Source organism: Acinetobacter sp. D009, assembly GCF_038562025.1.
Classification (GTDB): domain Bacteria; phylum Pseudomonadota; class Gammaproteobacteria; order Pseudomonadales; family Moraxellaceae; genus Acinetobacter; species Acinetobacter pittii.
In genome coordinates, this window is sequence record NZ_CP151886.1 from 1,902,979 (window position 1) to 1,926,667 (window position 23,689).

The window sequence follows — 23,689 nt, forward strand, 5'->3', positions numbered from 1 at the left end:
AGAGTTTGCAATCGCTTCTTTCAAAAGAGATTTTTGCTTGTATCGATAGTGATTCGATCAATAAAATCTGCCAACCATAAAATAAAGTCATCTTCGCTTTTATGCTTTGGAATCAAACTCATATCTAGCCTAATAGGAAGTTCATTTTTTACACTAATAACAACACCTTCGAAGTTCACAAAGTTATATAAAAACTTTAGTTCAGTGCCTGCAATAGCTTTTTTTATTTCTACAATAAGATTATTTAAATTTCTAAAATGATTGTTTGAATAAGAACTTTTAATATTTTTATTAATTTTTTCTGCTAATAGTAAGTATTTTGGCATTTCTATCTCCTTATTAATTATTTGTAAAATATAAGTATAAGTTGAAAGCTATAAAAATAAGTTTTTAATTTTTATTAAATTGTTTCTGTATTTTTAATTTTTATTGATAAGTTATGTGTAATATAACTATTTTATTGTTTTAAAATGTGATTTATTTGGGGTTTTATTCTGATTAAATTGGTAGGTATTCTTTAATCTCATTTAAGTGTAATTAATTAAATTTTATATTAAATAGGCTCAATATTTAAAATTTTGAGCCTATTTAATTTTTAATATTCACTTAAGACTAAAAGTAAAAATTTACATCTTAAGTCAATTTGGGAAAACTCTTGATTTTATGAATTTTCCCACATTTTCTGCATTCTTTAATTTCGTCATGAGTAATATCAAAGTCATATTCCCAGACATGAATACAGAAAACCTGTCTAAGGTTATGGAGCATAGACACCTCCTTATAAAAAACCAACTCATTAGTAAGTTCTTTATGAATGCACTTCGCTTATTTTGATGAGTTTTCCTCTTTAGCTTTATCCTCCTTGTGTTTACAGCAGTATCCGAAAACAGCACCAGCACTAAAGAAAAACATAGCCTTGAACATACTTATCTCCAAACGATAGTTAAGTAAATTTAAAATTAACATTGAAGGTTGTATCTGTTTTTAGGCCAATGAGACTGATTCTGTGCGTTATGCAAACTTTTGTGAAAAGTTATAACAATATATTTTTTATGAATAAGGTGGATAAAATTAAAAAACCGCCCCAGTAGGCGGTTGCTGAATTTACAGCGAGATATAGAAGTGTAGTGGACGATCACTTCTATATTTTTTATGTACTTATTTTTCTTGGCTTATAATTTTATTAAATGCATCTGATTTGAAATAATTAATGATCATCTCTCCACCATCTTGTGTAGAAGATGATACTTTGGGTGGTTCCTCATAATTAAACTTATAGTCTGGAGGAATAAATTTTGAGATTGGTGGAAGCTTTGCCTCACCTCCTGTTGTAATTCTTTCAATAAAACCTGCAAGCCAGAGTATATATTCATCTTTATTTTTATAGTTAGGCATAAGGCTCATGTCTAACTTAATGGCACACTCCTCTAAGGGCTTAGTTAGGCATTCCTCAAAATCTATAAAATTGTATTTAAGTTTAAATTTGGTGCCTTTAATTTCATTACGAATTACACCAACTAATTGATTTAAGTGTTCTGCCGAGCTTTCTGAAAATAAATTTTTGTCCTCAATCTTTTTATATACATTCTCAGCGATGATTAAATATTGTGGCATCTCTATTTTCTCCCTTTTATTATTAAGCTACTCACTCAGCCCTTTAAGGAAGTATGATAGATATCATGTTTTCTAATGTAATTGTTGTACTGCCAATTGTAATTAGTGTGTTTTTGTGAAACCTGCAAGCATAACCATCCGAAAAAATTAAATTTAATGCAAACTAAGTCTCATTTTTAAAAAATTCTTTAGTCAAACAATATGTTTAGTTCATTCAGAGTTGGAAGTTCATCGTAAGATTCATCTGCATCTACTGTGTTTACCCAATTCGACTTTGAAACGATACAAAAATTAAGCTTTTTTAGCACAACAATATCTTTGTCTAATAAACCTAATGGAATCCACATAAAATCAGTAGTGCCTACTAAGTTAGGTACTGGTGATCCACATTGACTACAAAATGAAGATGTGAAGCCTGTTTCTTTTTTATAGGTGCGGACAAGTTCTAAACCTGATAACCACTCAAATTTATCCTTATTTACTAATGTTGCTGCGTTTGCCCCGGTTCCGGTTTGTTTACGGCAGAGACTACAGTGGCAGTGATAGACCGTGTTTATTTTCTTAGTAACTGAAAATTTGACTTCATGGCACAGACAAGAACCCACGTGACTCATCTCAAGTATCCTGAAAAAATAATGTTGAATATAGCATTAGGCATAAAAGGGTTAAATTTAACTTTATATTTTTAAATAGATATATCTCTATAAAAATAAAGAATTGCTAGCGTTGAGGCTTGGCAGAATGCATTTATAACGTTTAATATGAATTTTGACATATAAATTGAATATAAAAATGCTGTGATGTGCTTATCTTGGATGCGACTTTAAAAGCTTACATGATTAATCAAATTTATCAGCAGTATAGTAGTATGGCATTAAATGCTTGGGGCTTTACACATACACCTTCGTATAACGGTACATACGACCCTGATGAGAATGATATAGTGACGAATAGCTTTAATTGGTTGAATGATGAGCAAGCTACAAAAAAAACAGAACAAGGACTGACTGCTTTTGTGGCATTAGATGATGCCTTTATCAGTATCGCTTCTCGTATGTATCTAATTAGAAATGCAAAAGAAAAAATCGATTTACAATATTATATTTGGACCAATGATTTTGTTGGAAACTTAATGCTGCACGAGTTACTAACGGCGGCAGATCGTGGCGTAAAAATCCGCTTACTTATTGATGATCAAAATGGAGTAAAGCTGGATGGAGTTCTTAGAAGCCTTCTCCACCACCCCAATTTTGAAATTCGATTGTTTAATCCATACAAGTTTAGATATTTAAGAATTTTAGACTATATTTTTCGGTTCAAAAAAGTAAACCATCGCATGCATAATAAGTTAATTATTGCAGATGGCGTGATTGCGGTAACAGGCGGTCGAAATATTAGTAGTGAGTATTTTGATGCAAGTAGTAAATTTCAGTTTACAGATCTAGATATTTTATTTTATGGACATACCGTACAACATGCACAGTCTGTCTTTAATGATTTTTGGCAAAGTGATTTAAGTCAAAATGCTACTGAGCTGGTGGGAACATGTGCTGTTCACCATTTGCAAACACTAAGGCAGCACTACCATGATTTAATTCATGAAAGTGAAAATCATACTCAAACCGAAGATAAACTCTACGATGCTCAAAGCTATTTAAAAGAACTTTTAGAGCACTATCCAATCCAGTGGTCAAAAGCATATTTTGTTGCCGATTCACCTAAAAAGATCTTAGGACTGGCCGCTAAAGAAGAAATGCTTTATGGGCAAGTCCTAAAGATTATGGGTGAACCAAAGCAGCATATCGAATTAGCTTCTGCTTATTTTGTTCCTACCCAACAAGGCACTTACTATTTAAAGCAACTCAAGGTACAAGGTGTTAAAGTCAGGGTTTTAACCAACTCATTTGCTGCAAATGATGTAGCAATTGTGCATGCCTTTTATAGTCAATATCGAGTTGAGATGCTTAAAAGTGGTGTAGAACTATTTGAGTTTAAGCCCTTTTTAGAACGCAGACGCAGAACTTGGTATGAAGTGGTGACTGGAAGTGTGATCCCTGCTAAAGGTAAAAATAAATCGAGCTTACATGCCAAGTTTTTTGATGTAGACGGTAAAGTATTTATTGGTTCGTTTAACTTTGATCCTCGTTCGACTTACTTAAATACTGAGGTCGGTCTGGTTATTGAGTCGAGTCAATTACAAGCGCAAATTTCAGTCATGCTCGATCAGCACTTACCTCAAGTTGCTTACCAGCTTAAGTTAAATAGTGAAGGCAAAATTGTTTGGTTAGATTATCAGTCGGATGGAAAGATTGTTGAATATGAAAAAGACCCAGATACGAGCCTTTTCCAACGTACCATGATTAAAGCTGTTTCATATCTACCAGTTGAATGGATGATGTAACAGCATTTCAAGTTTATTTATAAAATGCCAATCTCTTTAAAGAATTTTTGATAAGCCTCTGCTTTCTTCTCTAGCGCTAATGGATATGCTCTAGAAGAAGATGGTAGACGGTATAAATTAATATTTCGTCCTGCAAAGTAAGTCGAGGTAGACATTCCTATAAGCGGTTTTTCGGTGTGCTCTGGTAAAACTGAAATTAAAGTATCAGTCGCTTTATCGCCTGTGGTCATAATGGTTTGACATAGAGGAATTTGCTGAAGTAAAACTGCAAGATCTGTTGGTGTTACTATTTCAAGAAATTTATCTGCGGCATTCCCTTTCAACCGCTTAATTTGATAAGCGGTATCAAAGATTGCAATACCAGTTTCAATCAAGAAGTTTCGAATACGTTCTTCATTAAAATTTTTTTGGCTTTCACTTAAAAAGTAAGTTTTGTCTTGGAAAAAGATCAAACCGAAAATACGCCACATATCATTTTGGAAATTCGGATAGTAAAAATCCATCTTCCATTTATTACGTGGTGGTGGAAAACTGCCTAGCATTAATAAACGGGCATTCTCAGGTAAAAATGGCTCAAGTGGATGGGTTTCTATCTCAATTATCATAAAAAATCAGTATTTACTTAAAAATTTTATAAACAAATTAACCTATTTTTTAGTTAATCACGAGTCATGAAATGCAATTTCTCTTAATTAAAGCGTTAAAGGTTATACAAAAGCGATCATTATTGGGGAATGCTTATTCTAAAAATACTATGTGAATGTTGATTTAAATAATCGACTTGACCTTTATGGGCAATCACAAGGGCTTGTACAACCGAAAGACCTAACCCAGTGCCGCCTAACTCTTTATTTCTTGATTGTTCTAACCTGAAAAAAGGGTTAAATAAATCTTTGCGATGCTCAGCTGAAATGCCAGGTCCTTCATCTTCTATTTCAAGAATCCAGTTAGTTTGTTCTTGTCTCGTTGAAACAATTAACTTTCCCGGATTTGCATAACGTGTAGCGTTATCCAGTAAAGCAATTAAAATCTGTTCAATTCGCCGTTGATCACACTCAACTTTTGGCGCTTCAATATCGAAAATGACTTTAAGCTGAGCTTTTTCTAATTTTTCTTCAAACATGTGCACGACTTTATGAGCAGTTTCATTAAAACAAATCGTTTCGAGGTTAAGTCTAAGCTGTTGGTTTTCAAAAAGACTCAATGTACGTAAATCTTCGACTAGGTTTGAAAGACCTTCTACTTGATTCAGTAAGTTTTTAAATAAAATAGGATCAGCTTCAAAAACACCATCAATAATCCCCTGCAACCTACCTTGCAAAATGGTGACTGGCGTTCTTAACTCATGTGCAATTGCAGCATTCCAGACATGAGCATTTTCAACTGAAGTCTCTAGTTTTTGAGCCATATCATTAAAATTATCCATGAGCTCACCAATTTCAGAAGAATTATGCATCGGTTTTTCAACTCGTGCGCTTAAATCCCCATGACTAATTTTCTTAGCTGCATCGGCTAATAGATTAATAGGCACAATAAAACGTTGAGCAAGCTTGATGCCTAAAATAATTGATAATGCTGTGCCAAACAGAAGCACGGCGAATAACCATATACCATCTAGATAGTGGAAAAACTCATCACTTTCTTTCAGCTTTTCGAGAGATATAAGCCCTACTTCAATTGCAACATAGTAGGTGCCATAACCTAAAATTAGCGAACTCAGCGTAACACTTAGGCTGGTAAAGCTCAGTGCAATAATCAGTTGCTTACTAATTCCCGTTTTATTTTTCATGTGGATGATCCAACCTGTAGCCTACACCACGAACATTGATGAGCATATTTCGTAAACCCAGATCTTCTATTTTCTTTCGTAGCTTACTGACATGACTATCGACCGTACGTTCTAATGCATCTCGATCTGGTAGACACTGATTCATGAGCTCTGAACGAGTAAAGACTTTATGAGGATGCGGTAACATCAGTAATAAAATTTTGTACTCAGTTAGAGTTAAATTGAGTGTTTGTTTTTGATCGCCCGAATGGATGTAAGCAGTATGAATTTCGGTATTCACCTCAATATTTTTATAAATCAGATTTCGGTTAGGAGTTTGCTGGTTTTGTTGAGTACGTCTTAGTACTGCTTGTACACGTGCGACCACTTCATTTGGGTTAAAGGGTTTTACGACAAAGTCGTCTGCTCCAATTCTTAAAGCCATGACTTTATCAATTTCTTGATCTAAAGCCGTAAGCATAATGACTGGTGTCGCTGCTTTTTGCCGAATTTTATTCAGTACTTCCCACCCGCTCAGTTCCGGCATTTTTATATCGAGAATCATCAGATCAATAGGTTGCGCTGCGTGTATTTCAATTGCCTGCTTACCATTCATGGCCCGTACAACACGCATACCTTCACGCTTAAGATAATGTTCAATAATATCGCCAATATCATACTCATCTTCTACCACAAGAATAAGCTTATCCTGACAATTAAACGTAAAGGTTGACTCGAACATAGCAATAAGACGCGGGAAAAATTTGATTTATCATACGCGTATTTTTTGATAGATCTCCACACTTTTTCCACATATTCGTGATTTTGGTTACACACACATCAAAAATAATGCCAGCATCTAGAAGTCCATTAGGTGTTATAAAAGTGCAAAAGCATTTTTTAGTTCCATTCGTTTTATCTTTCGGTCTTGTATTACATGGCTGTGGCAATGAACAAGTAAGTGATCAAACACAAGTATCTACGGCTAAGGTTACCGTTATTTCAATTCAACCGCAGTCTATTAACTTTAGTGAAAATCTACCGGCGCGTGTTCAAGCTTTCAGAACTGCCGAAATTCGTCCTCAAGTTGGCGGTATTATCGAAAAAGTTTTATTCGCTCAAGGTAGTGAAGTTAAAGCTGGACAACCTCTATACAAAATAAACTCAGAAACATTTGAGGCTGATGTAAATAGTAATCGAGCGGGTTTAAATAAAGCTGAAGCAGAAGTAAACCGCCTAAAAATACAACTGGAGCGCTACCAGCAACTTTTACCAAGTAATGCGATTAGTAAGCAAGAAGTAAGTAATGTCGAAGCGCAATATCGACAAGCGATTGCAGATGTTGCTCAAATGAAAGCGTTATTGGCTCGTCAAAATCTTAATTTACAGTATGCGACAGTGCGAGCACCGATTTCCGGGCGTATTGGTAAATCATTCATAACCGAAGGCGCTTTGGTTAGTCAGGCTGATAGCAATACTATGGCGACCATTCAACAAATTGACCGCGTTTATGTCGATGTAAAGCAGTCTATTGGAGAATATGAGCGCCTACAGGCGGCCCTTCAAAGTGGTGAGTTATCTGCCAACAATCAAAAAGCTGTACAGATTTTGAATAGTTTGGGACAGCCCTATAACGTTACAGCAAAAATGCTGTTTGAAGATATTAATGTAGACCCTGAAACTGGGGATGTCACCATCCGTATTGAAGTGACCAATCCTGAAAGAAAATTACTGCCGGGTATGTATGTCCGCGTTAATATTGAGCGTGCTTCGGTTCCTCAGGCCTTACTCGTGCCAGAACAAGCTATTCAGCGCAATATGAATGGCGATCCTCAAGTTTATGTAGTGAATGCCAAAGGTGGCGCAGATGTTCGCTCAGTAGAATTAGGGCAACAATATGAGCAGTTTTATCTCATCAATAAAGGGCTGAAAGCAGGCGAAAAAGTTGTTGTTGAAGGCATAGAGCGTATCCAACCCAACCAAAAACTGGCAATTTCAGCATGGAAAGCAGCCTCAACAAAAAATACGGTGAAGCAAGGAGATGCTAAATGATGTCTCAATTCTTTATTCGCCGTCCTGTTTTTGCATGGGTAATTGCAATTTTTATTATTCTATTTGGTGTACTGAGTATTCCAAAGTTACCTATTGCACGCTTTCCGAGTGTTGCGCCACCCGAAGTGAACATTACAGCAAGTTATCCTGGCGCTACTCCAAAAACGATTAATGATAGTGTGATTACCCTCATTGAACGCGAAATGTCAGGAGTAAAAAACTTACTCTACTATAGTGCTACAACGGATTCGTCAGGAACCGCTGAAATTACCGCGACATTTAAACCCGGTACCGATGTGGATATGGCACAAGTCGACGTACAAAACAAAATTAAAGCGGTTGAAGCACGCTTACCCCAAGTCGTCCGTCAACAAGGCTTAGCTGTAGAGGCATCGTCCTCAGGTTTCTTAATGCTTGTGGGGTTAAATTCACCCAACCATCGTTATTCAGAAGTCGATTTGAGCGATTATCTGGTTCGTAATGTGGTCGAAGAGCTTAAACGTGTTGAAGGTGTCGGAAAAATTCAGTCTTTTGGTGCCGAAAAAGCGATGCGAATTTGGGTAGATCCAAATAAATTAGTTTCTTATGGTCTATCGATTAGTGATGTAAATAATGCGATTCGTAACAATAATATCGATATTGCACCAGGACGACTTGGTGATCGCCCTCTAGTTAATGGTCAATTAATTACCATACCTTTATCCGCTCAGGGACAGCTTGAAAATGTAGAGCAGTTCAAAAATATTAGTCTAAAGAGCAATATTAGTGGTGCCACTATTAAGCTGTCGGATGTAGCCGATGTAGAAATGGGAGCTCAGTCATATAATTTTGCGATTTTAGAAAATGGTAAACCTGCAACAGCTGCGGCCATTCAGTTGAGCCCTGGTGCGAATGCAGTAAAAACAGCAGATGCGGTAAAACAGAAACTCGAAGAACTAAAAGTAAATTTACCTGAAGGCATGCAATTTAGCGTTCCTTACGATACTGCACCTTTTGTTAAAATTTCGATAGAAAAGGTAGTTCATACATTAATTGAAGCCATGGTTTTGGTCTTCATTGTGATGTATCTATTTCTTCATAATGTTCGCTATACCTTAATTCCTGCCATTGTCGCTCCAATTGCCCTGCTTGGCACATTTACCATCATGCTTTTAACTGGTTACTCAATTAATGTATTAACCATGTTCGGCATGGTGCTTGCGATCGGGATTATCGTCGATGACGCGATTGTAGTCGTTGAGAATGTAGAACGAATTATGGCAACCGAAGGTCTATCTCCTAAAGAAGCGACTTCCAAAGCCATGACAGAGATTACCAGCCCGATTATTGGTATTACCTTGGTGTTGGCAGCCGTATTTTTACCCATGGCTTTAGCAAGTGGTTCGGTCGGTATTATTTACCGCCAATTTACCATTACGATGTCAGTCTCAATTTTATTCTCGGCATTTTTAGCTTTAACACTCACCCCTGCACTTTGTGCAACCTTATTAAAACCAGTTGATGCAAATCATCAAAAGAAAGGTTTTTATGCATGGTTTGATCGTAGCTTTGATAAAGTCACAAAAAAATATGAAGCGATTTTACTTAAAGTCGTTAAACATACTATTCCGACTTTAATTATTTTTGTGGTGATTACAGGTTTAACTTTTGCAGGTATGAAATATTGGCCAACTGCTTTTATGCCCGAGGAAGATCAAGGCTGGTTTTTAACGTCGTTCCAATTACCTTCAGATGCGACTGCTGAACGTACGACAAAAATTGTGAAAGATTTTGAAGGCCATTTAAATGAGCAGTCGGATGTTAAAAGCAATATTTCAATTATGGGTTGGGGTTTTAGTGGCGCTGGCCAAAACGTTGCACTCGCTTTTACAACCTTAAAAGATTTTGGTGAGCGTGATAAATCTACTACTGACTATACCAACTTCATAAATGCAGAAATGGCAAATAGTAAAGAAGGTACAACTATGTCTGTACTTCCTCCAGCAATTGATGAATTGGGTACATCTTCAGGCTTTAGTTTGCGTTTACAAGACAAAGCAAATTTAGGAATGCCTGCTTTAATTTCGGCCCAAGAAAAGCTTATGGAAATGGCGGCACAAAACAAAAAGTTTTACATGGTTTACCCAGAAGGTTTACCTCAAGGTGACAATATTAGCTTGAAAATCGACCGCGAGAAATTAAACACTCTAGGAGTTAGCTTTGCTTCTGTTTCGGATATTATTTCGACTTCAATGGGATCGATGTATATCAATGATTTTCCAAATCAAGGCAGAATGCAGCAAGTTATTGTTCAAGCCAATGCAAAATCACGAATGCATTTAAAAGATATTTTGAACTTGAAGGTTGCAGGCGCAAACGGACAACTGGTGTCTTTATCTGAGGTCGTGATTCCTCAGTGGAATAAGTTGCCACAGCAATATAACCGCTACAATGGCCGACCATCATTAAGTATCGCTGGAGTGCCTAACATAGGGGTATCTTCAGGTGATGCGATGCGAGAAATGGAAAAGCTAATTGCTAAACTTCCTCAAGGTATTGGTTATGAGTGGACAGGTATTTCACTACAAGAAAAGCAATCTGAATCTCAAATGGTATTCCTTATTGCTTTATCAATGTTAGTCGTGTTTTTAGTTCTAGCTGCACTTTATGAAAGTTGGTCAATTCCATTATCTGTCATGCTTGTTGTTCCCTTAGGAATCTTTGGTGCAATATTAGCCATTATATTAAGAGGAATGCCAAACGATATTTTCTTCAAAATTGGTCTCATCACTATTATTGGTTTATCTGCCAAAAATGCGATTTTAATTGTTGAGTTCGCAAAGATGCTCAAAGAAGAAGGCATGACTTTAATTGAAGCAGCCGTTGCAGCAGCAAAGTTACGCCTCCGCCCAATTTTGATGACTTCCCTTGCCTTTACTTGTGGTGTTATCCCATTGGTCATTGCAACCGGAGCAAGTTCGGAAACTCAGCATGCATTAGGTACAGGGGTATTTGGAGGTATGATATCTGCCACCATCTTGGCCATCTTTTTTGTTCCCGTGTTCTTTATTTTTGTGTTGGGAGCCGCAGAGAAACTATTTTCAAAAAAGAAAATTAATTCTTAGTTAAATACATTGAGGCAAAACGTATCTATGTTTCGCCTCAATGACTTAGAAATATGAAAAGTCTACTGACAGGAAAACGATTAAGAATTAAGGACTTTAAAGACTTTACCTGTTCTTGGATGAGCAAAGGTATTATCTGGATCTAAATTGATGACTTTATCCGAAATCACAATTTTAGAAAGTGGTAACCAGCTCTGTTCCAGTTCAACGTCTACAAAGTTTTTTTCATTGATATTTTCATAAATTTGTTCGACAACGATTTCCATACCACACATACTTTTAGCATTCACTTCTTTTAAGATATGGCGTTTTGACATACTAGTCTCCATTTTTTTATTATCCGCATCGACAATAATAAAGACTCCACTGATACAGTATGTAAATTTTAATAATGAAAGTGTTTTCTTTGTTCTAATCATATTTTTGTAATAATTAAATGAATAGTTGAGTGATTATTTAATTTAAATATTATTTTTAAGTTAATCTATTCAATGTAAATATTACTTATTAAAAAATTTACTTTTAATCAAAATTAAAGGGTTCATTAACTGAACCCTTTTTATTTAATTCTAAACTTGTACTGCGTTATCCAGCGAACCATCATCTTTATTTTCAGCAGTGTCTTTACTAATCAATGAGTCTGTATCACTATCTGTGGTAAAGCTTTTGCTATTTTTCTGCTTTTTCTTGTACATACACATCCCAATCGCGATACCTGTTCCCAATACTATAATTGACTTTAACATTTTGCACCTCTTCGATTAACGGAGTAACTTTTGAGAAATTAACTTAAATTAATAGCACAAAATTTGTTATTTAACGGCTTTCATTTGCGCCGCTTTTGTAAGGTGTTTATTTTTTATGTTAATTAAAGAGTAAAATCATCCCGAAAAATAAATTTTGATACAAAGCAAAAAGCCTATTCTAAAAAAGAATAGGCTTTTCACTGTATTTCAGGATTAAGCAGTATTATGAATCGCTTTAGGCAATCTTATTATCTTTAAAAATACATTACAAATGTATTTAATGCAGAACTTTTAGTCAAGATGGGATTGAGGTATTTTACCAATAATTAGTGATTATTGTGATGATTGTCACGTTTATTTAATTAAAATAAGAAAAAACCCATTTCTACTTCTCATAAAGAAATGGGTGATGTGAAAACCACAAAAGACCTGAAATACCAAATGTTCTTACATTCAGTAAGGTTGAGTGTAGTGAATATACCGAATGGTTGACAATTAAACTATTTGTATTTTTTTTAGTCATTTCGGCCAATAAAAAAATAGTTATGGTTCTGTAGATTAACTCTGTTTAGTCATTCATTATTGACCAAAAATTCTATAAAGCACCCTCACCCAATTATTAATACATATATTTTCAATCAGTGTTTTAGAATAACCACGCTGTTGCATACGTTCAATTAAGCGATGTAGGCCCGTTACATCTTCAAGTTCATTGCCAATAAGTGCACCGTCAAAGTCCGAACCAAAACCTACATGTTCTTCGCCCAAATGATCCATTAAATATTCTAAATGTTCCAAAATTACATCAATCGATGTATCTGCATTGCGTTGTCCATCCGACCGTAAAAAAGCGACATCGAAATTTACCCCTACCATCCCTTTACTTTCGCGTATTGCTTTAAGCTGTGGGTCAGTTAAGTTGCGAGCTTGAGGGCATAAAGCATGTGAATTAGAGTGTGTTGCTACAATTGGCTGCTGCAATATATCTACAGTATTCCAAAAAGCTTTCTCATTCATATGTGAAACATCAATCACCATCTTTTTATTGGCACAGCGTTTTATAAAGTCTTTGCCATCACTCGTGAGACCTGCTCCAGTGTCAGGTGAGTGCGGAAACTTAGCATTTAAACCATGTCCAAAGCGGCTAGGTCTATTCCAGAGTGGGCCAATACTACGCAAGCCTCTTTCATAAAATACATCGAGTAAATCAAGATTTTGTTGTAAAGCTTCTGCACCTTCCATATGCAATACAATTGCTAGCTTTTTCTCTGCTCTGCAATCTTGAATATCTTGAACCGAGGTGCAAATTTTAATATTTTTAGAATACTGAGCAAGTTGGTGAGCTAAATCAAGTTGTTCCAAGCAAATTTGTTCAATTTGCTGTTGCGTAAAATCAGAAGCATTCGGATCAAATAATTTATTGGAATGATGCTGTTGCACATAGCTATATGGCGGTAAAAAAATCGCAAACATTCCACCAATAAAACCAGCTTCTTGACAGCGTTTTAAATCAAGATGGCCTACTAAACGTTCATGAATAAAAGCATGTACAGGATCTGGATGGTCACTTAGCCATAAACGTGTTAATGCGTCATTATGTCCATCAAAAACTGGAATATGGCAAGGCTTCATAAGTATTCCTGTTAATTGCTATATATCTGTAATTGTGTGGACTGGAATATTTTGTGTGGCGCTTAAAGATTTAGAGTTTCTACTATTACGGAAGACTAAATTTTGTAGAGGTGCAACCAACTGACTTTCTGCCCGTGCTTGTTCAATCATTTGATGATACGGCGATTTCCCACATACAGGATCGGCATTAGCCGCATCTCCAGTCAACATATAGGCCTGACAACGACATCCGGCAAAGTCACGATCTTTATCGGGACAGCTACGGCACCCTTCTGGCATCCACGCATCGCCACGGAAATGATTAAATCCAGTTGATTTGTACCAAATATCTGACAATTTATGTTCGCGGACATTCGGAAACGAAATGGGCAGTTGTCGTGCTGCATGGCAAGGTAGCGCCATACCATCTGGAGCAACCGTAAAGAAGATTTTACCCCAGCCATTCATACAGGCTTTTGGTCGTTCTTCATAATAATCAGGCACTACAAAAATGAGTTTGCAAGGGTGATTTTGCGCTTTTAATTTTTCTCGATATTCATTGGTAATCCGTTCAGCTCGTGTCAGTTGCTCTTGTGTGGGTAATAAACCTTGGCGGTTTAGAAAAGCCCATCCATAAAACTGACAAATTGCCAACTCAACTGTGTCTGCATTGAGCTCAAGGCAAAGTTCAATGATTTGTTCAATCTGGTCAATGTTATGTCGATGAATAACAAAGTTAAGCACCATCGGGTAATCATATTTTTTAACCAGTCGGCACATTTCATATTTTTGTTCAAAAGCATGTTTTGAACCTGCCAAGGCATCATTCACCACAGGATCGCTAGCTTGAAAGCTCACTTGAATGTGGTCTAGGCCCGCTTGTTTTAGATCCGCAATACGTTGTTCGGTAAGGCCCATACCCGAGGTAATCAAGTTAGTATAAAACCCTTGTTGATGAGCATGTGCAACGAGTTTTTCTAAATCCTGACGTACCAGTGGTTCACCGCCAGAAAAACCCAGTTGAACAGCACCCATTTGACGTGCCTGATCAAAAACGTCAAACCACTCTTGGGTGGTTAGCTCATTTTTATGCTGAGCATAGTCCAAGGGGTTTGAGCAATATGGGCACTGTAGCGGACAACGATAAGTTAACTCCGCTAATAACCATAAAGGTAGACCAACACCTTCTGTCATACTAAATCAATCCAGTGTTGCTGCTTTGCGACCAGCATGTAATCCACTACATCCTGATCAATCTCAGCAATATCACCAAATTTTTGCTTTAACTGAGCAATAATTGCAGAAACATTTTGCTGCCCATCAATATATTGCCCGATTGCTCCTGCACTTTCATTTAACTTGATCATGCCTTCAGGATATAAAATCACAAAACCATTTTGAGCTGGCTCGAACTGAAAACGGTAACCTTGTCGCCATGTCGGCACAAGGTTTAAATCAAACTGCTCTTTATTCATTTAAATAGTCCTTTGTGCCAAACTCGTTTGCTTGTCACGCTGTGATACGGTGCTTCATTGTGAACATATGCCAAAGTTAAAGCATCTAAAATGCTCCATAAAATATCCAGCTTAAACTGCAATATTTCAAGCATTCGTTCTTGTTGCTCAAAAGTTGTAAATGAATCAAGCGTAATCGTTAGACCATGTTCAACGTCACGGCGTGCCTGACTCAAACGAGAACGAAAATACTCATAGCCTTTATCATCAATCCATGGGTAATGTTGTGGCCATGAATCAAGTCTTGATTGATGAATTTGTGGAGCAAAAAGTTCAGTTAAAGAGCTGCTTGCTGCTTCACGCCATGAAGCACGGCGTGCAAAGTTTACATAAGCATCTACCGCGAAGCGAACGCCCGGTAAAACTAACTCTTCAGAAATAACTTGTTCACGACTCAAGCCCACAGCTTCAGCTAACCGTAGCCATGCTTCCCGACCACCGCCATCTGGATATTCACCATCTTGATCGATCATGCGTTGAATCCATTCTTGACGGACTCGTTGATCAGGGCAATTTGCCATAATCGCCGCATCTTTAAGCGGAATATTAATTTGATAGTAATATCGGTTTGCAACCCAAGCCTGAATTTGTTGCTGGGTGGCTTTACCTTCATACATCATCACGTGAAATGGGTGATAGATATGATAATACTGGCCTTTATCGATAATGGCTTGTTTGAATTGTTCAGTCGTTAAAGCTTCAGGTGTTTGAGTCATGTTTCACCTTAGAGTTCAATCTGCATGCCATCATAGGCAACTTCTACACCATTTGCTTTAAGCTCAGCAAACTGACTAGAGTTTTCATTTAAAATTGGATTGGTATTGTTAATATGAATCAGCACTTTTTTAGGTGTACTCAGCTGGTTTAAATAAGACAGTGAACCACCTTCACCACTAATATATAAATGCCCCATTTCACGGCCAGTTTTAGTTCCAACCCCTGTTTGTTGCATTTCATCGTCTGTCCAAAGCGTACCATCAATCATGACGCAGTCTGAACTCTGCATAATCTGCATGATTTGATCGTCAATTTTTCCAAGACCCGGTGCATAGAATAACTGCTTTTGTGTTTTATGATCTTTGATAATTAAAGCGATATTGTCGCCGTCATGTGGGTCATTTCGATGCGGTGAATATGGTGGAGCTGCACTTTTAATAATTAAAGGCAAAAATTCTAAATTTTCGAAACCATCAATTTTAAAGGCTTGTTTAGGATTAATTTCATTATATTGAAGACCGCCATTCCAGTGTTTGAGCATATTAAATACTGGAAAGCCGCTCGTTAAATCTTGGTGGACCATTGCTGTACACCATACATTCATTGGGCAACCTTCACGTAAGGTTAAAAGCCCAGTGGTATGGTCTAACTGACTGTCCATTAAAATAACGCTTGTTATTCCTGTATCACGCAATTTACGCGCTGGTTGCGCTGCTTTAAATTCGAAGAGTTGCTGACGGATGTCAGGTGACGCGTTTAATAAAACCCAGTCTGTTCCATTTTCAGAAACAGCAATCGATGATTGAGTACGGGCTTTGGCTTGGATTGTACCTGTGCGCACACCATGACAATTCGGGCAATTACAATTCCACTGCGGAAACCCGCCTCCGGCAGCTGAACCTAAAACATAAATATACATAAAATTAATATCTTATTAGAAAGAGATAAGCCCTAGAACAAGACTAGGGCTTATGACATATTTGATGAAACTGATTAACGTGCTTCAAAGTACATTGTAACTTCAAAACCAATGCGTAAATCAGTAAAAGCTGGTTTAGTCCATTGCATAAATTATCTCCGGTTCATATTAATCTTATGAAATGAATCACTTGATTAAGATTTATAAGGCAATTAAAAATTTATTCTAAATAAAAAAATTGGGTTTGTAGACCACCCCTAGCTAAGATATTGTTCGATAATTGTGTTTTTTGTCCAAATTTTAATATTTCGAACATATTTACTTATTGGGTCTTTCATCAAACATTCATACTAAAAGCGTATTTTTTATCCGTCTTAATTGATCAAATGATAAAAAAATGAAAAATTTAACAATACTTTTTAAAGTAACAACACTTTCTCTGGCTGTAGCATTATTGGCGGGATGTAATGACGATGATGATAATGACACAGCACCACCTGCCCAAAGAAGCAATCAAACCGTAAATATTTTAGCTTTTAATGACTTTCATGGAAATCTTGAGCCACCTAAGCGTTATGTCGAGGCACCAAATCCAAATGATGCTGCTCAATCTGTTCGTATTCCTGTGGGAGGAGTGAGTTACTTTGCCGATGCAATTAAAAAACTTAAAGCAGAAAATCCAAATAATGCTGTGGTTTCGGCAGGTGATTTAATTAGCGCCTCTCCTCTCACCTCTTCTTTATTTTTAGATGAACCAACCATTGAAGTCATGAATGATATTCAAATTGACTTTAATGCTGTGGGTAACCATGAATTTGATCGGGGTACAGACGAATTACGCCGTTTAAAAAATGGTGGATGTCAGCAATATACCAGCACTGCACCTTGTCAAATTAATAAAAACTTTAGCGGTGCAAAATTTGATTTCCTTGCTGCTAACGTCGCAATGAAAAATGACACCAGTAAAACGATCTTCCCAGCCTATAAAGTCAAAAGTTATGGTGGAATTCCAGTCGCATTTATTGGTTTAACTCTTAAAGCGACGCCAAGTATTGTTTCTGCGGCAGGCATTAAAGACGTTGAATTCCGTGATGAAGCAGATACAGTAAATGCGTTGATTCCTGAATTAAAAAAACAAGGAATTGAAGCTATTGTAGTCGTTGTCCATGAAGGTGCAGCGCCAAGTACGAAGCTCAATCAAAAAACATGTGATGGTTTAAGTGGTCCGATTTTAGGAATTTTGGATAAGCTTAATCCAGCAGTTGATATTGTTGTTTCAGGTCACACACATCAATCTTATATTTGTGACTATGCAACAAAAAATCCGGCTAAACCATTCTTACTTACTTCAGCTGGACAATATGGCACGCTCATTACTGACATCAAGATTGAATTAGATGGTAAAACTGGTGATGTCATTAAAAAAGATGCGAAACAGGTTCCTGTACAAAGTGAAGCATATACATCCGGTACAACCACGGTAAGCCTTACCGATCTCTATCAAAAATTTAACAAAACCCCAAGCATTGAAGCAATCTTAGATAAATACCGCCAAGCTGTGACCACCATTTCAAGTCGTGTGGTTGGTACATCTACTGCCGTTGTGAGCCGTACTCAGGTCGAAAGTGGTGAAAGTCCGCTAGGTATTATGATTGCCGATGCTCAGCAAGCGGCTGCCTTAAAAGCAAGTAATCAAGGCTCAGACTTTACGCTAATGAATCCAGGCGGTGTGCGTGCTGATCTACTTATTAATAGTAGTAACCAGATTACCTTTGGCGATGTTTTTGCGGTTCAACCATTCGGTAACTCTATTGTGACGTTGAGCTTAACCGGTAAACAGATTAGAGATGTGCTTGAACAGCAATGGTCTGGTGCAAATGCAAATTCACCTAGAATTTTACAGCCATCTAAAGAGTTGAGTTACCAATATGCGGCAAATACATCTGTTTCACCACGAGCAAGTAACATCATGGTTGCTGGTTCTCCGTTAGTTGACACTAAAGTGTATCGCGTGACGGTAAATAGCTTCTTGGCAGATGGTGGTGACAACTTTACGGTATTAAAAGAAGGCCAAAACCGTGTCGGTGGTGGTCAAGATATTGATGCTCTTGAAACTTATGTTGCTAACAATTCACCTTTAACTATTCCAGCTACGACTCGAATTAAAGTTATTAAGTAACTGATTTAATGAGAATCAAAGGACAGTATGATGCTGTCCTTTATTTTTTATGGCAGTTTAAAAGATTTTTATTCGGTATATAGATTGAGCTCAACACTACTGATATCGACTCCGGTATTTGCAAAAATAATATCAGTAACCTCATGAAGTAATTCTTTAACTTTGTCATGTTCAAAGTTCAAGGCTTCAGAGGTTTTGAGCGAAATAAGGTTACAACTCATCTTGTCTTTTCTAAGCTTATAAATACTTTTGCTTTTTCCTAGAAATACTCTTTTGATGAGTTTACGGTTTTCAAATTCTGACAAGATTCGATAAATCGTTCCTAGCGTTATTTTATGTTCATTTTTAATTTGCGTATAAATACTCACAGCACTTAAGCCTTGTGGATTTTGATTTAAAATTTCAAAAACCTGTATTCTCGATTTTTTTATTGGTAGTCCATTTAATAATGATTTTGAAGTTGCTGTCATGATTAATTAACCTTAATGTTGAAAAAATATAGAAATTTTTTAAAATTATTTTGTCTATACTTACTTGAAAATTATGGAAATGATTTGATGTATAAATCAGAGCTTATTACCCTATAAATAAGCTTTGAGCTGATTATAAGATTCTGAATAATTTAATATTATTCCTACCTCACTATCTACATGTACGCGCTTGGCGAATAAAAGCATTCTTGAGCTGAACCATATTGCGACCCTCTTCATTAAGTCATTTTTCGACCTTATTATATATAATGATTAACACATGATAAATATTATCATTTGTGTTTAGCGGTGTATCATATACATATAAGTTTTAATATTCAATATTAAGTAATTATCAAATACATAATGATAACCATTATATATTACTAAATAAGTATTCATTTCCACCCATATAAAAAGCAGATCGATGATCTGCTTTTTATATTTTAAATAGAATAAGTTAAATGACTATTATGCTAAGGATAGTGCATCTTGTTCTTGCATCCATGCATGAATCACTTGTTGTGTTGTCATGACTTGAGCGCATCGTGTACTGGCATATTTTAATGCCATATCGTGCTCTTCGCGGCTAAAGTCAGCTAGTGCATCACCACATAAGAATGGTTGGATGTTTAGCATAAAAGCTTCAGCAGCACTCATAAGACAACCAATATGTGCATATACCCCGCAGATAATCAGTTGATCGCGACCAGATTCTCGCATGAGTTGTTCGAGAGGTGAAAATTTAAAAACACTATATCTCCACTTGGTAAGAACCGTATCATTTTTTTGAGGTGAAATTTTTGGCAAAATCTGCGTAAAGCTCGGCTCGTTCTTTAAACCAGGTCCCCAAAAATCAGTTAATAATTGTCGATGTTCAGGTGATTGATTGCCCGGTTGTGCTGTATAAACAACCGGAATATTAGATTGACGAGCGGCATCAATTAATGCTTTGGTGTTTTTAATGAGTTCTGGAATAGGTTCCTGAGTTAAGTCATAGAAATCTAAAAAATATTGCTGCATATCATGAACCAATAAAACAGCTCGACTGGTATGCAATGGCCAATTTGTTTTGTTGGGAGTAAATTCATGGGCTTGAGGCATACTGTAACTTGCAATCTTTGGAATACTCATTAGTATTTTCCTTTTCTATCTTTCAAAATATTTTTAATTTCAGATGGTTATTGTGCGGAAGTAATCTTTAGACCCCAAGTGTAGCTCCCCCATCTACCACTATTTCTTGCATCGTGATTTGGGCGGCTTGGTCCGAAAGTAAAAAGCTCACGGTATTGGCAATATCATCTGGTTGCGCGAGTTTTCTTAAAGGAATACCTGTTCGGTACTGACTCAAATCACCATCAATTACTGCAGGTGGAGGTGTATTATCAGTCCAGAGTTGTTGCTGCATTTGAGTGAGAGTAGATCCAGGTGAAACGATATTCAGCCTGACTTGATAAGGTGCGATTTCAAGTGCCAAATTGCGACAAAAATGACTTAGTGCAGCCTTAGTGGTGGCGTACATACCAAGTTGCATACGTGGCATACGCGCACTATTTGAACTAATAGTGATAATGCTACCCCGCCTTTTTGCACAAAAATGTTTAGCAACTTGTTGGCTGATCGCAATAGGCGCCATGACATTGACCGCAAAAAGTGTTTCCCAATCTTCCGTTTTGGCTTCAAGCATGGAGCGCATAATTAATACTCCTGCTGCATTTACTAACCCCGTAATTTCGTATTTTTCTAACAGCCCTGAAATTAAAGTTTGTGTTTCTTGTTGATGGGTAATGTCTTGTGAGATGCCTTGCCATTGTGAAGATTGATCTGACGTCATTGTTTTGCAGATATCCCATTGTTTAGGATTTTCTTGTCGGTCAATACCAATAACATGATAGCCCTGATCTAGTAGTTGCTTGGCAATAGCCGCTCCTATCCCTCTTGCAGCACCTGTGACCACGATGGTAGAGCGCATGTGGATACTCCAATTTATATTATAAAGAAATCTATAAATATAATTGCAAATAATTATCATTCTTATCAAGAGCAAATTAAGATAAAAGATTAATTTATGATCGTATACAAATGAGTTACAGCTTAGGATTGTGAATTAAAATATTGTTTTATATTGATTTTATTAAATTTAAAGGTCAAGAATATTTTATTATTAATAATCATTTTCAATAAGGCAGGTTTTGATTTATTCGGCTAGAATCAAATTTATGGTTTATCAAACCTAGTAACTTTTTAGGGTTCAATCTCCCGCAGGCCCAGAATGAGTTCTCTATAACTCCGACTCTTGTAAGTTTGGAAATGCATATAAAAAATGAAAAATTATAAAATCCACATTGTTTCAGTCAGTTGTTTAATTTCTTGAATATCATGACTCACATAAATCATTGGAATTTTTATTTCCTGTTTTACTTTTTGAAAAAAAGGAATAATTTCAGCTTTATGATTCGCATCTAGTGCTGATAATGGCTCATCAAGTAGTAACAGCTTAGGTGAATATAGCAATGCTCGACCTAGTGCCACGCGCTGTTTTTCCCCTCCTGATAGTTTGATAGGCATACGTTGTAATAAGTGGTCTAACTTTAATAACTCAATAATATAATCTGCTTCAAAGTGACATTCTTGTTGGGAAAGATGCTTAAGACCAAATAATAAGTTTTGCTTTACCGTTTTATGGGGAAAAAGCTGAGCATCTTGAAAAACCAATCCAACGTGCCGCTTTTGCACGCTCAAATTAATTTTTTGATCTGAATCAAACCATGTTTGGCCCTGTATTTTAATGAGTCCACTACGCGGAGTGTTCAGCCCTGCAATGGCATGTAAAATCGATGTTTTACCTGACCCAGAGGCACCAAATAATCCAATAACAGAAGCATCTGACTGAAAACTAGGTTCAATATGAAATTGGCCCATTTGTAGCTGGAAACGGCAATCAATCAACATAATTTCACCGTCCTAAACGCTTCTTTTGATAACGATGAAACCACTGTGCAAACCATAGCGCTAAAAAAGCCACACTTAACGATAAAACAATAAGCCGTTGAATAGCCGTCTCTGTATCAGGTTGTTGCATTAGGCTATACATAGCCAAAGGCAAAGTCCGTGTTTCATTTGAAATATTACCCACAAAGGTAATGGTGGCACCAAACTCACCTAAACTGCGACAAAAACATAAAATAGCACCAATTAAAATACCACTACTGGCAAGAGGTAAAGTGACATGAAAAAATGCCCCTAAAGATGAGGCACCTAATGTCTTTGCTGCCATTTCTAAACGCTGATCGACCAGTTCAATTGCTAGTCGAATAGATTGCACCAATAACGGGAAACCCATTACTGCTGAAGCAAGAACGGCGCCTTTCCAGTTAAATGCAAAATCAATTCCGAGTGGCGCCAAATATTGCCCAATGATACCGCGGCTGCCAAAAACTTGTAAAAGCAAATAGCCAGGTACAACAGGAGGTAGCACCAAAGGTAAAAATACCAATGTTTCAATGAATGACTTGCCCCAGAACTCTTTACGTGCCAAAAACCATCCCACACAAATCGCAGGAATAATACTGACCACAAGACAACTTGCTGCAACCTTACAAGAAAGTTGTAGCACGCTGAGTTCTTCTGGAGTTAAAGAAAACATCATGGTTTTGCTGGAGCCAACACGCTAAAGCCATATTTTTTAAAGACAGCTTTAGCTTGGTTGCTTTGTAAAAATTGATAGAATTTTATTGAGTTCGGATTCTTTTTAATCAAACCTACAGGATAAATAATTGGTGAGTGCGTATTTTCTGGAAATACACCAGCTACTTTCACGTCTTTGCTAATCGCCGCATCGGTTGCATAGACAATCCCAGCCTGACATTCACCACGCGCAACAAAGTTTAGTGCTGCTCGAACATCTTCTGTTTCAACTAACTTTGGCTTAATACGGCTCCACCAGCCTAAATTGGTAAAAGCTTGTTTAGCATATTTTCCTACAGGCACACTTTTGGTATCCCCTGTACAAATCTTGCCTGTAAACACTTTGTTTGGATCGTTGGTTTTGTCTAGTTTTACATTTAGTGACTGCCCTTTAGGGGTAATTAGAACCAGACGGTTGCTTAATAAATTTATACGATCATTTGTTGCAACTAATTTTTTGTTTTGCAGATAATCCATCCACTGTGTATCTGCTGAAATAAAAATATCGGCGGGTGCCCCAGCTTCAATTTGTTTCGCTAAGGTTGATGAACCCGCATATGAAGTTTTTACTTCTACTTTATTTTGTTTTTCGTAAATTTTTTCTAAATCGTTAATCGCATTCGTTAAGCTCGCTGCTGCATAAACGGTAACCGATTCAGCCTTAGTGGGAACATTAATGACCAATCCTATGCTGAGCACCGAACAGGCTAAAGCCAACTTTTTTATCTTCGTATCACTTACCATTATGCTTTACCTTTTTGTCGTTTTTTGCAGCGATATATACCCAAGAATATAGCGATAACCATAGACGATGAAAAGTAGAAATTATTTATAAAGATGGATATTTTTTCTGAGCAACTGAAAACTATTGGTAGATAAAACTGATTCGCGCTTAAATTCTTTGATT

Annotated in this window: 24 protein-coding genes; 4 read left to right on the forward strand and 20 right to left on the reverse strand. The window is 36.7% G+C overall.

Going from position 1 to position 23,689, the window contains the following annotated elements; translation table 11 throughout:
* Positions 1-20: 20 nt before the first annotated feature.
* From AAC388_RS09005 to AAC388_RS09015, 3 genes are all read right to left on the reverse strand, one after another.
* Complete coding sequence (locus AAC388_RS09005) at positions 21-326, reverse strand: hypothetical protein (protein ID WP_342371543.1); 306 nt, start codon at positions 324-326, stop codon at positions 21-23.
* An 832-nt stretch (positions 327-1,158) separates the two neighbouring features.
* Positions 1,159-1,614 carry a hypothetical protein gene (locus AAC388_RS09010; protein ID WP_032063031.1) on the reverse strand — a complete coding sequence of 152 codons (456 nt, stop codon included), beginning with the start codon at positions 1,612-1,614 and terminating at the stop codon, positions 1,159-1,161.
* Positions 1,615-1,802: 188 nt separating this feature from the next.
* Positions 1,803-2,237, reverse strand: coding sequence for a GFA family protein (locus AAC388_RS09015; protein ID WP_081309288.1), 435 nt, complete (start codon positions 2,235-2,237; stop codon positions 1,803-1,805).
* A 188-nt stretch (positions 2,238-2,425) separates the two neighbouring features.
* Between AAC388_RS09015 and AAC388_RS09020 the strand changes: the two genes are divergently transcribed.
* Entirely contained in the window at positions 2,426-4,015 is a 1,590-nt protein-coding gene (locus AAC388_RS09020) for a phospholipase D family protein (protein WP_017403222.1), read from the forward strand.
* Positions 4,016-4,032: 17 nt separating this feature from the next.
* Here the strand turns inward: AAC388_RS09020 and AAC388_RS09025 are convergent, their stop codons facing one another.
* The 3 genes from AAC388_RS09025 to adeR form a co-directional block, all read right to left on the reverse strand.
* Positions 4,033-4,620, reverse strand: coding sequence for a DNA glycosylase (locus AAC388_RS09025; RefSeq protein WP_017386949.1), 588 nt, complete (start codon positions 4,618-4,620; stop codon positions 4,033-4,035).
* Between the two features lie 119 nt (positions 4,621-4,739).
* Entirely contained in the window at positions 4,740-5,804 is a 1,065-nt protein-coding gene (gene adeS / locus AAC388_RS09030; RefSeq protein ID WP_086399033.1) for a two-component sensor histidine kinase AdeS, read from the reverse strand.
* Complete coding sequence (gene adeR / locus AAC388_RS09035; protein WP_060465637.1) at positions 5,794-6,525, reverse strand: efflux system response regulator transcription factor AdeR; 732 nt, start codon at positions 6,523-6,525, stop codon at positions 5,794-5,796. Before adeR ends, adeS begins: the two co-directional genes overlap by 11 nt.
* A gap of 143 nt (positions 6,526-6,668) precedes the next feature.
* On the opposite strand from adeR, the gene AAC388_RS09040 reads away from it, so the two are divergent.
* Together AAC388_RS09040 and AAC388_RS09045 are read left to right on the forward strand one after the other, a co-directional pair.
* The gene (locus AAC388_RS09040) at positions 6,669-7,835 is read left to right on the forward strand and encodes an efflux RND transporter periplasmic adaptor subunit (RefSeq protein WP_342371544.1); all 1,167 of its coding nucleotides are present in this window, start codon (positions 6,669-6,671) and stop codon (positions 7,833-7,835) included.
* Positions 7,832-10,939, forward strand: a complete 3,108-nt coding sequence (locus AAC388_RS09045; protein ID WP_342371545.1) for an efflux RND transporter permease subunit — start codon at positions 7,832-7,834, stop codon at positions 10,937-10,939. The genes AAC388_RS09040 and AAC388_RS09045 overlap by 4 nt, the downstream gene beginning before the upstream one ends.
* Positions 10,940-11,019: 80 nt before the next feature.
* Here the strand turns inward: AAC388_RS09045 and AAC388_RS09050 are convergent, their stop codons facing one another.
* From AAC388_RS09050 to pqqA, 8 genes are all read right to left on the reverse strand, one after another.
* Positions 11,020-11,256 carry a hypothetical protein gene (locus AAC388_RS09050; RefSeq protein WP_342371546.1) on the reverse strand — a complete coding sequence of 79 codons (237 nt, stop codon included), beginning with the start codon at positions 11,254-11,256 and terminating at the stop codon, positions 11,020-11,022.
* Positions 11,257-11,508: 252 nt separating this feature from the next.
* Positions 11,509-11,685 carry a hypothetical protein gene (locus AAC388_RS09055; RefSeq protein ID WP_342371547.1) on the reverse strand — a complete coding sequence of 59 codons (177 nt, stop codon included), beginning with the start codon at positions 11,683-11,685 and terminating at the stop codon, positions 11,509-11,511.
* A gap of 579 nt (positions 11,686-12,264) precedes the next feature.
* Complete coding sequence (locus AAC388_RS09060) at positions 12,265-13,317, reverse strand: dipeptidase (RefSeq protein ID WP_342371548.1); 1,053 nt, start codon at positions 13,315-13,317, stop codon at positions 12,265-12,267.
* An 18-nt stretch (positions 13,318-13,335) separates the two neighbouring features.
* The gene (gene pqqE / locus AAC388_RS09065) at positions 13,336-14,490 is read right to left on the reverse strand and encodes a pyrroloquinoline quinone biosynthesis protein PqqE (protein ID WP_284090855.1); all 1,155 of its coding nucleotides are present in this window, start codon (positions 14,488-14,490) and stop codon (positions 13,336-13,338) included.
* Positions 14,487-14,771 (reverse strand): pyrroloquinoline quinone biosynthesis peptide chaperone PqqD, encoded by a 285-nt coding sequence (pqqD, locus tag AAC388_RS09070; RefSeq protein WP_004792407.1) that lies wholly within the window; start codon positions 14,769-14,771, stop codon positions 14,487-14,489. The genes pqqE and pqqD overlap by 4 nt, the downstream gene beginning before the upstream one ends.
* Positions 14,768-15,526 carry a pyrroloquinoline-quinone synthase PqqC gene (pqqC, locus tag AAC388_RS09075; RefSeq protein WP_002113690.1) on the reverse strand — a complete coding sequence of 253 codons (759 nt, stop codon included), beginning with the start codon at positions 15,524-15,526 and terminating at the stop codon, positions 14,768-14,770. The genes pqqD and pqqC overlap by 4 nt, the downstream gene beginning before the upstream one ends.
* A gap of 8 nt (positions 15,527-15,534) precedes the next feature.
* The gene (pqqB, locus tag AAC388_RS09080; protein ID WP_199984274.1) at positions 15,535-16,446 is read right to left on the reverse strand and encodes a pyrroloquinoline quinone biosynthesis protein PqqB; all 912 of its coding nucleotides are present in this window, start codon (positions 16,444-16,446) and stop codon (positions 15,535-15,537) included.
* 74 nt (positions 16,447-16,520) lie between these two features.
* Positions 16,521-16,595: a pyrroloquinoline quinone precursor peptide PqqA gene (gene pqqA, locus AAC388_RS09085; RefSeq protein ID WP_001982218.1), complete on the reverse strand. Its 75-nt coding sequence runs from the start codon at positions 16,593-16,595 to the stop codon at positions 16,521-16,523.
* 248 nt (positions 16,596-16,843) lie between these two features.
* On the opposite strand from pqqA, the gene AAC388_RS09090 reads away from it, so the two are divergent.
* On the forward strand, positions 16,844-18,625 hold the full coding sequence (locus tag AAC388_RS09090; RefSeq protein ID WP_342371549.1) for a bifunctional metallophosphatase/5'-nucleotidase: 1,782 nt from the start codon (positions 16,844-16,846) through the stop codon (positions 18,623-18,625).
* Between the two features lie 68 nt (positions 18,626-18,693).
* On the opposite strand, the gene AAC388_RS09095 is transcribed toward AAC388_RS09090, so the two are convergent.
* The 6 genes from AAC388_RS09095 to modA form a co-directional block, all read right to left on the reverse strand.
* On the reverse strand, positions 18,694-19,095 hold the full coding sequence (locus AAC388_RS09095; RefSeq protein WP_005069251.1) for a transcriptional repressor: 402 nt from the start codon (positions 19,093-19,095) through the stop codon (positions 18,694-18,696).
* 471 nt (positions 19,096-19,566) lie between these two features.
* Positions 19,567-20,229 (reverse strand): isochorismatase family protein, encoded by a 663-nt coding sequence (locus AAC388_RS09100; protein WP_342370482.1) that lies wholly within the window; start codon positions 20,227-20,229, stop codon positions 19,567-19,569.
* A 67-nt stretch (positions 20,230-20,296) separates the two neighbouring features.
* On the reverse strand, positions 20,297-21,067 hold the full coding sequence (locus tag AAC388_RS09105) for an SDR family oxidoreductase (RefSeq protein ID WP_342370483.1): 771 nt from the start codon (positions 21,065-21,067) through the stop codon (positions 20,297-20,299).
* A 359-nt stretch (positions 21,068-21,426) separates the two neighbouring features.
* A complete protein-coding gene (locus AAC388_RS09110) occupies positions 21,427-22,047 on the reverse strand; it encodes an ATP-binding cassette domain-containing protein (protein WP_342370484.1) in 621 nt (206 codons plus the stop codon).
* 4 nt (positions 22,048-22,051) lie between these two features.
* On the reverse strand, positions 22,052-22,744 hold the full coding sequence (gene modB / locus AAC388_RS09115) for a molybdate ABC transporter permease subunit (RefSeq protein WP_068929874.1): 693 nt from the start codon (positions 22,742-22,744) through the stop codon (positions 22,052-22,054).
* Positions 22,741-23,526, reverse strand: a complete 786-nt coding sequence (gene modA, locus AAC388_RS09120) for a molybdate ABC transporter substrate-binding protein (RefSeq protein ID WP_342370485.1) — start codon at positions 23,524-23,526, stop codon at positions 22,741-22,743. The genes modB and modA overlap by 4 nt, the downstream gene beginning before the upstream one ends.
* Positions 23,527-23,689: the final 163 nt, after the last annotated feature.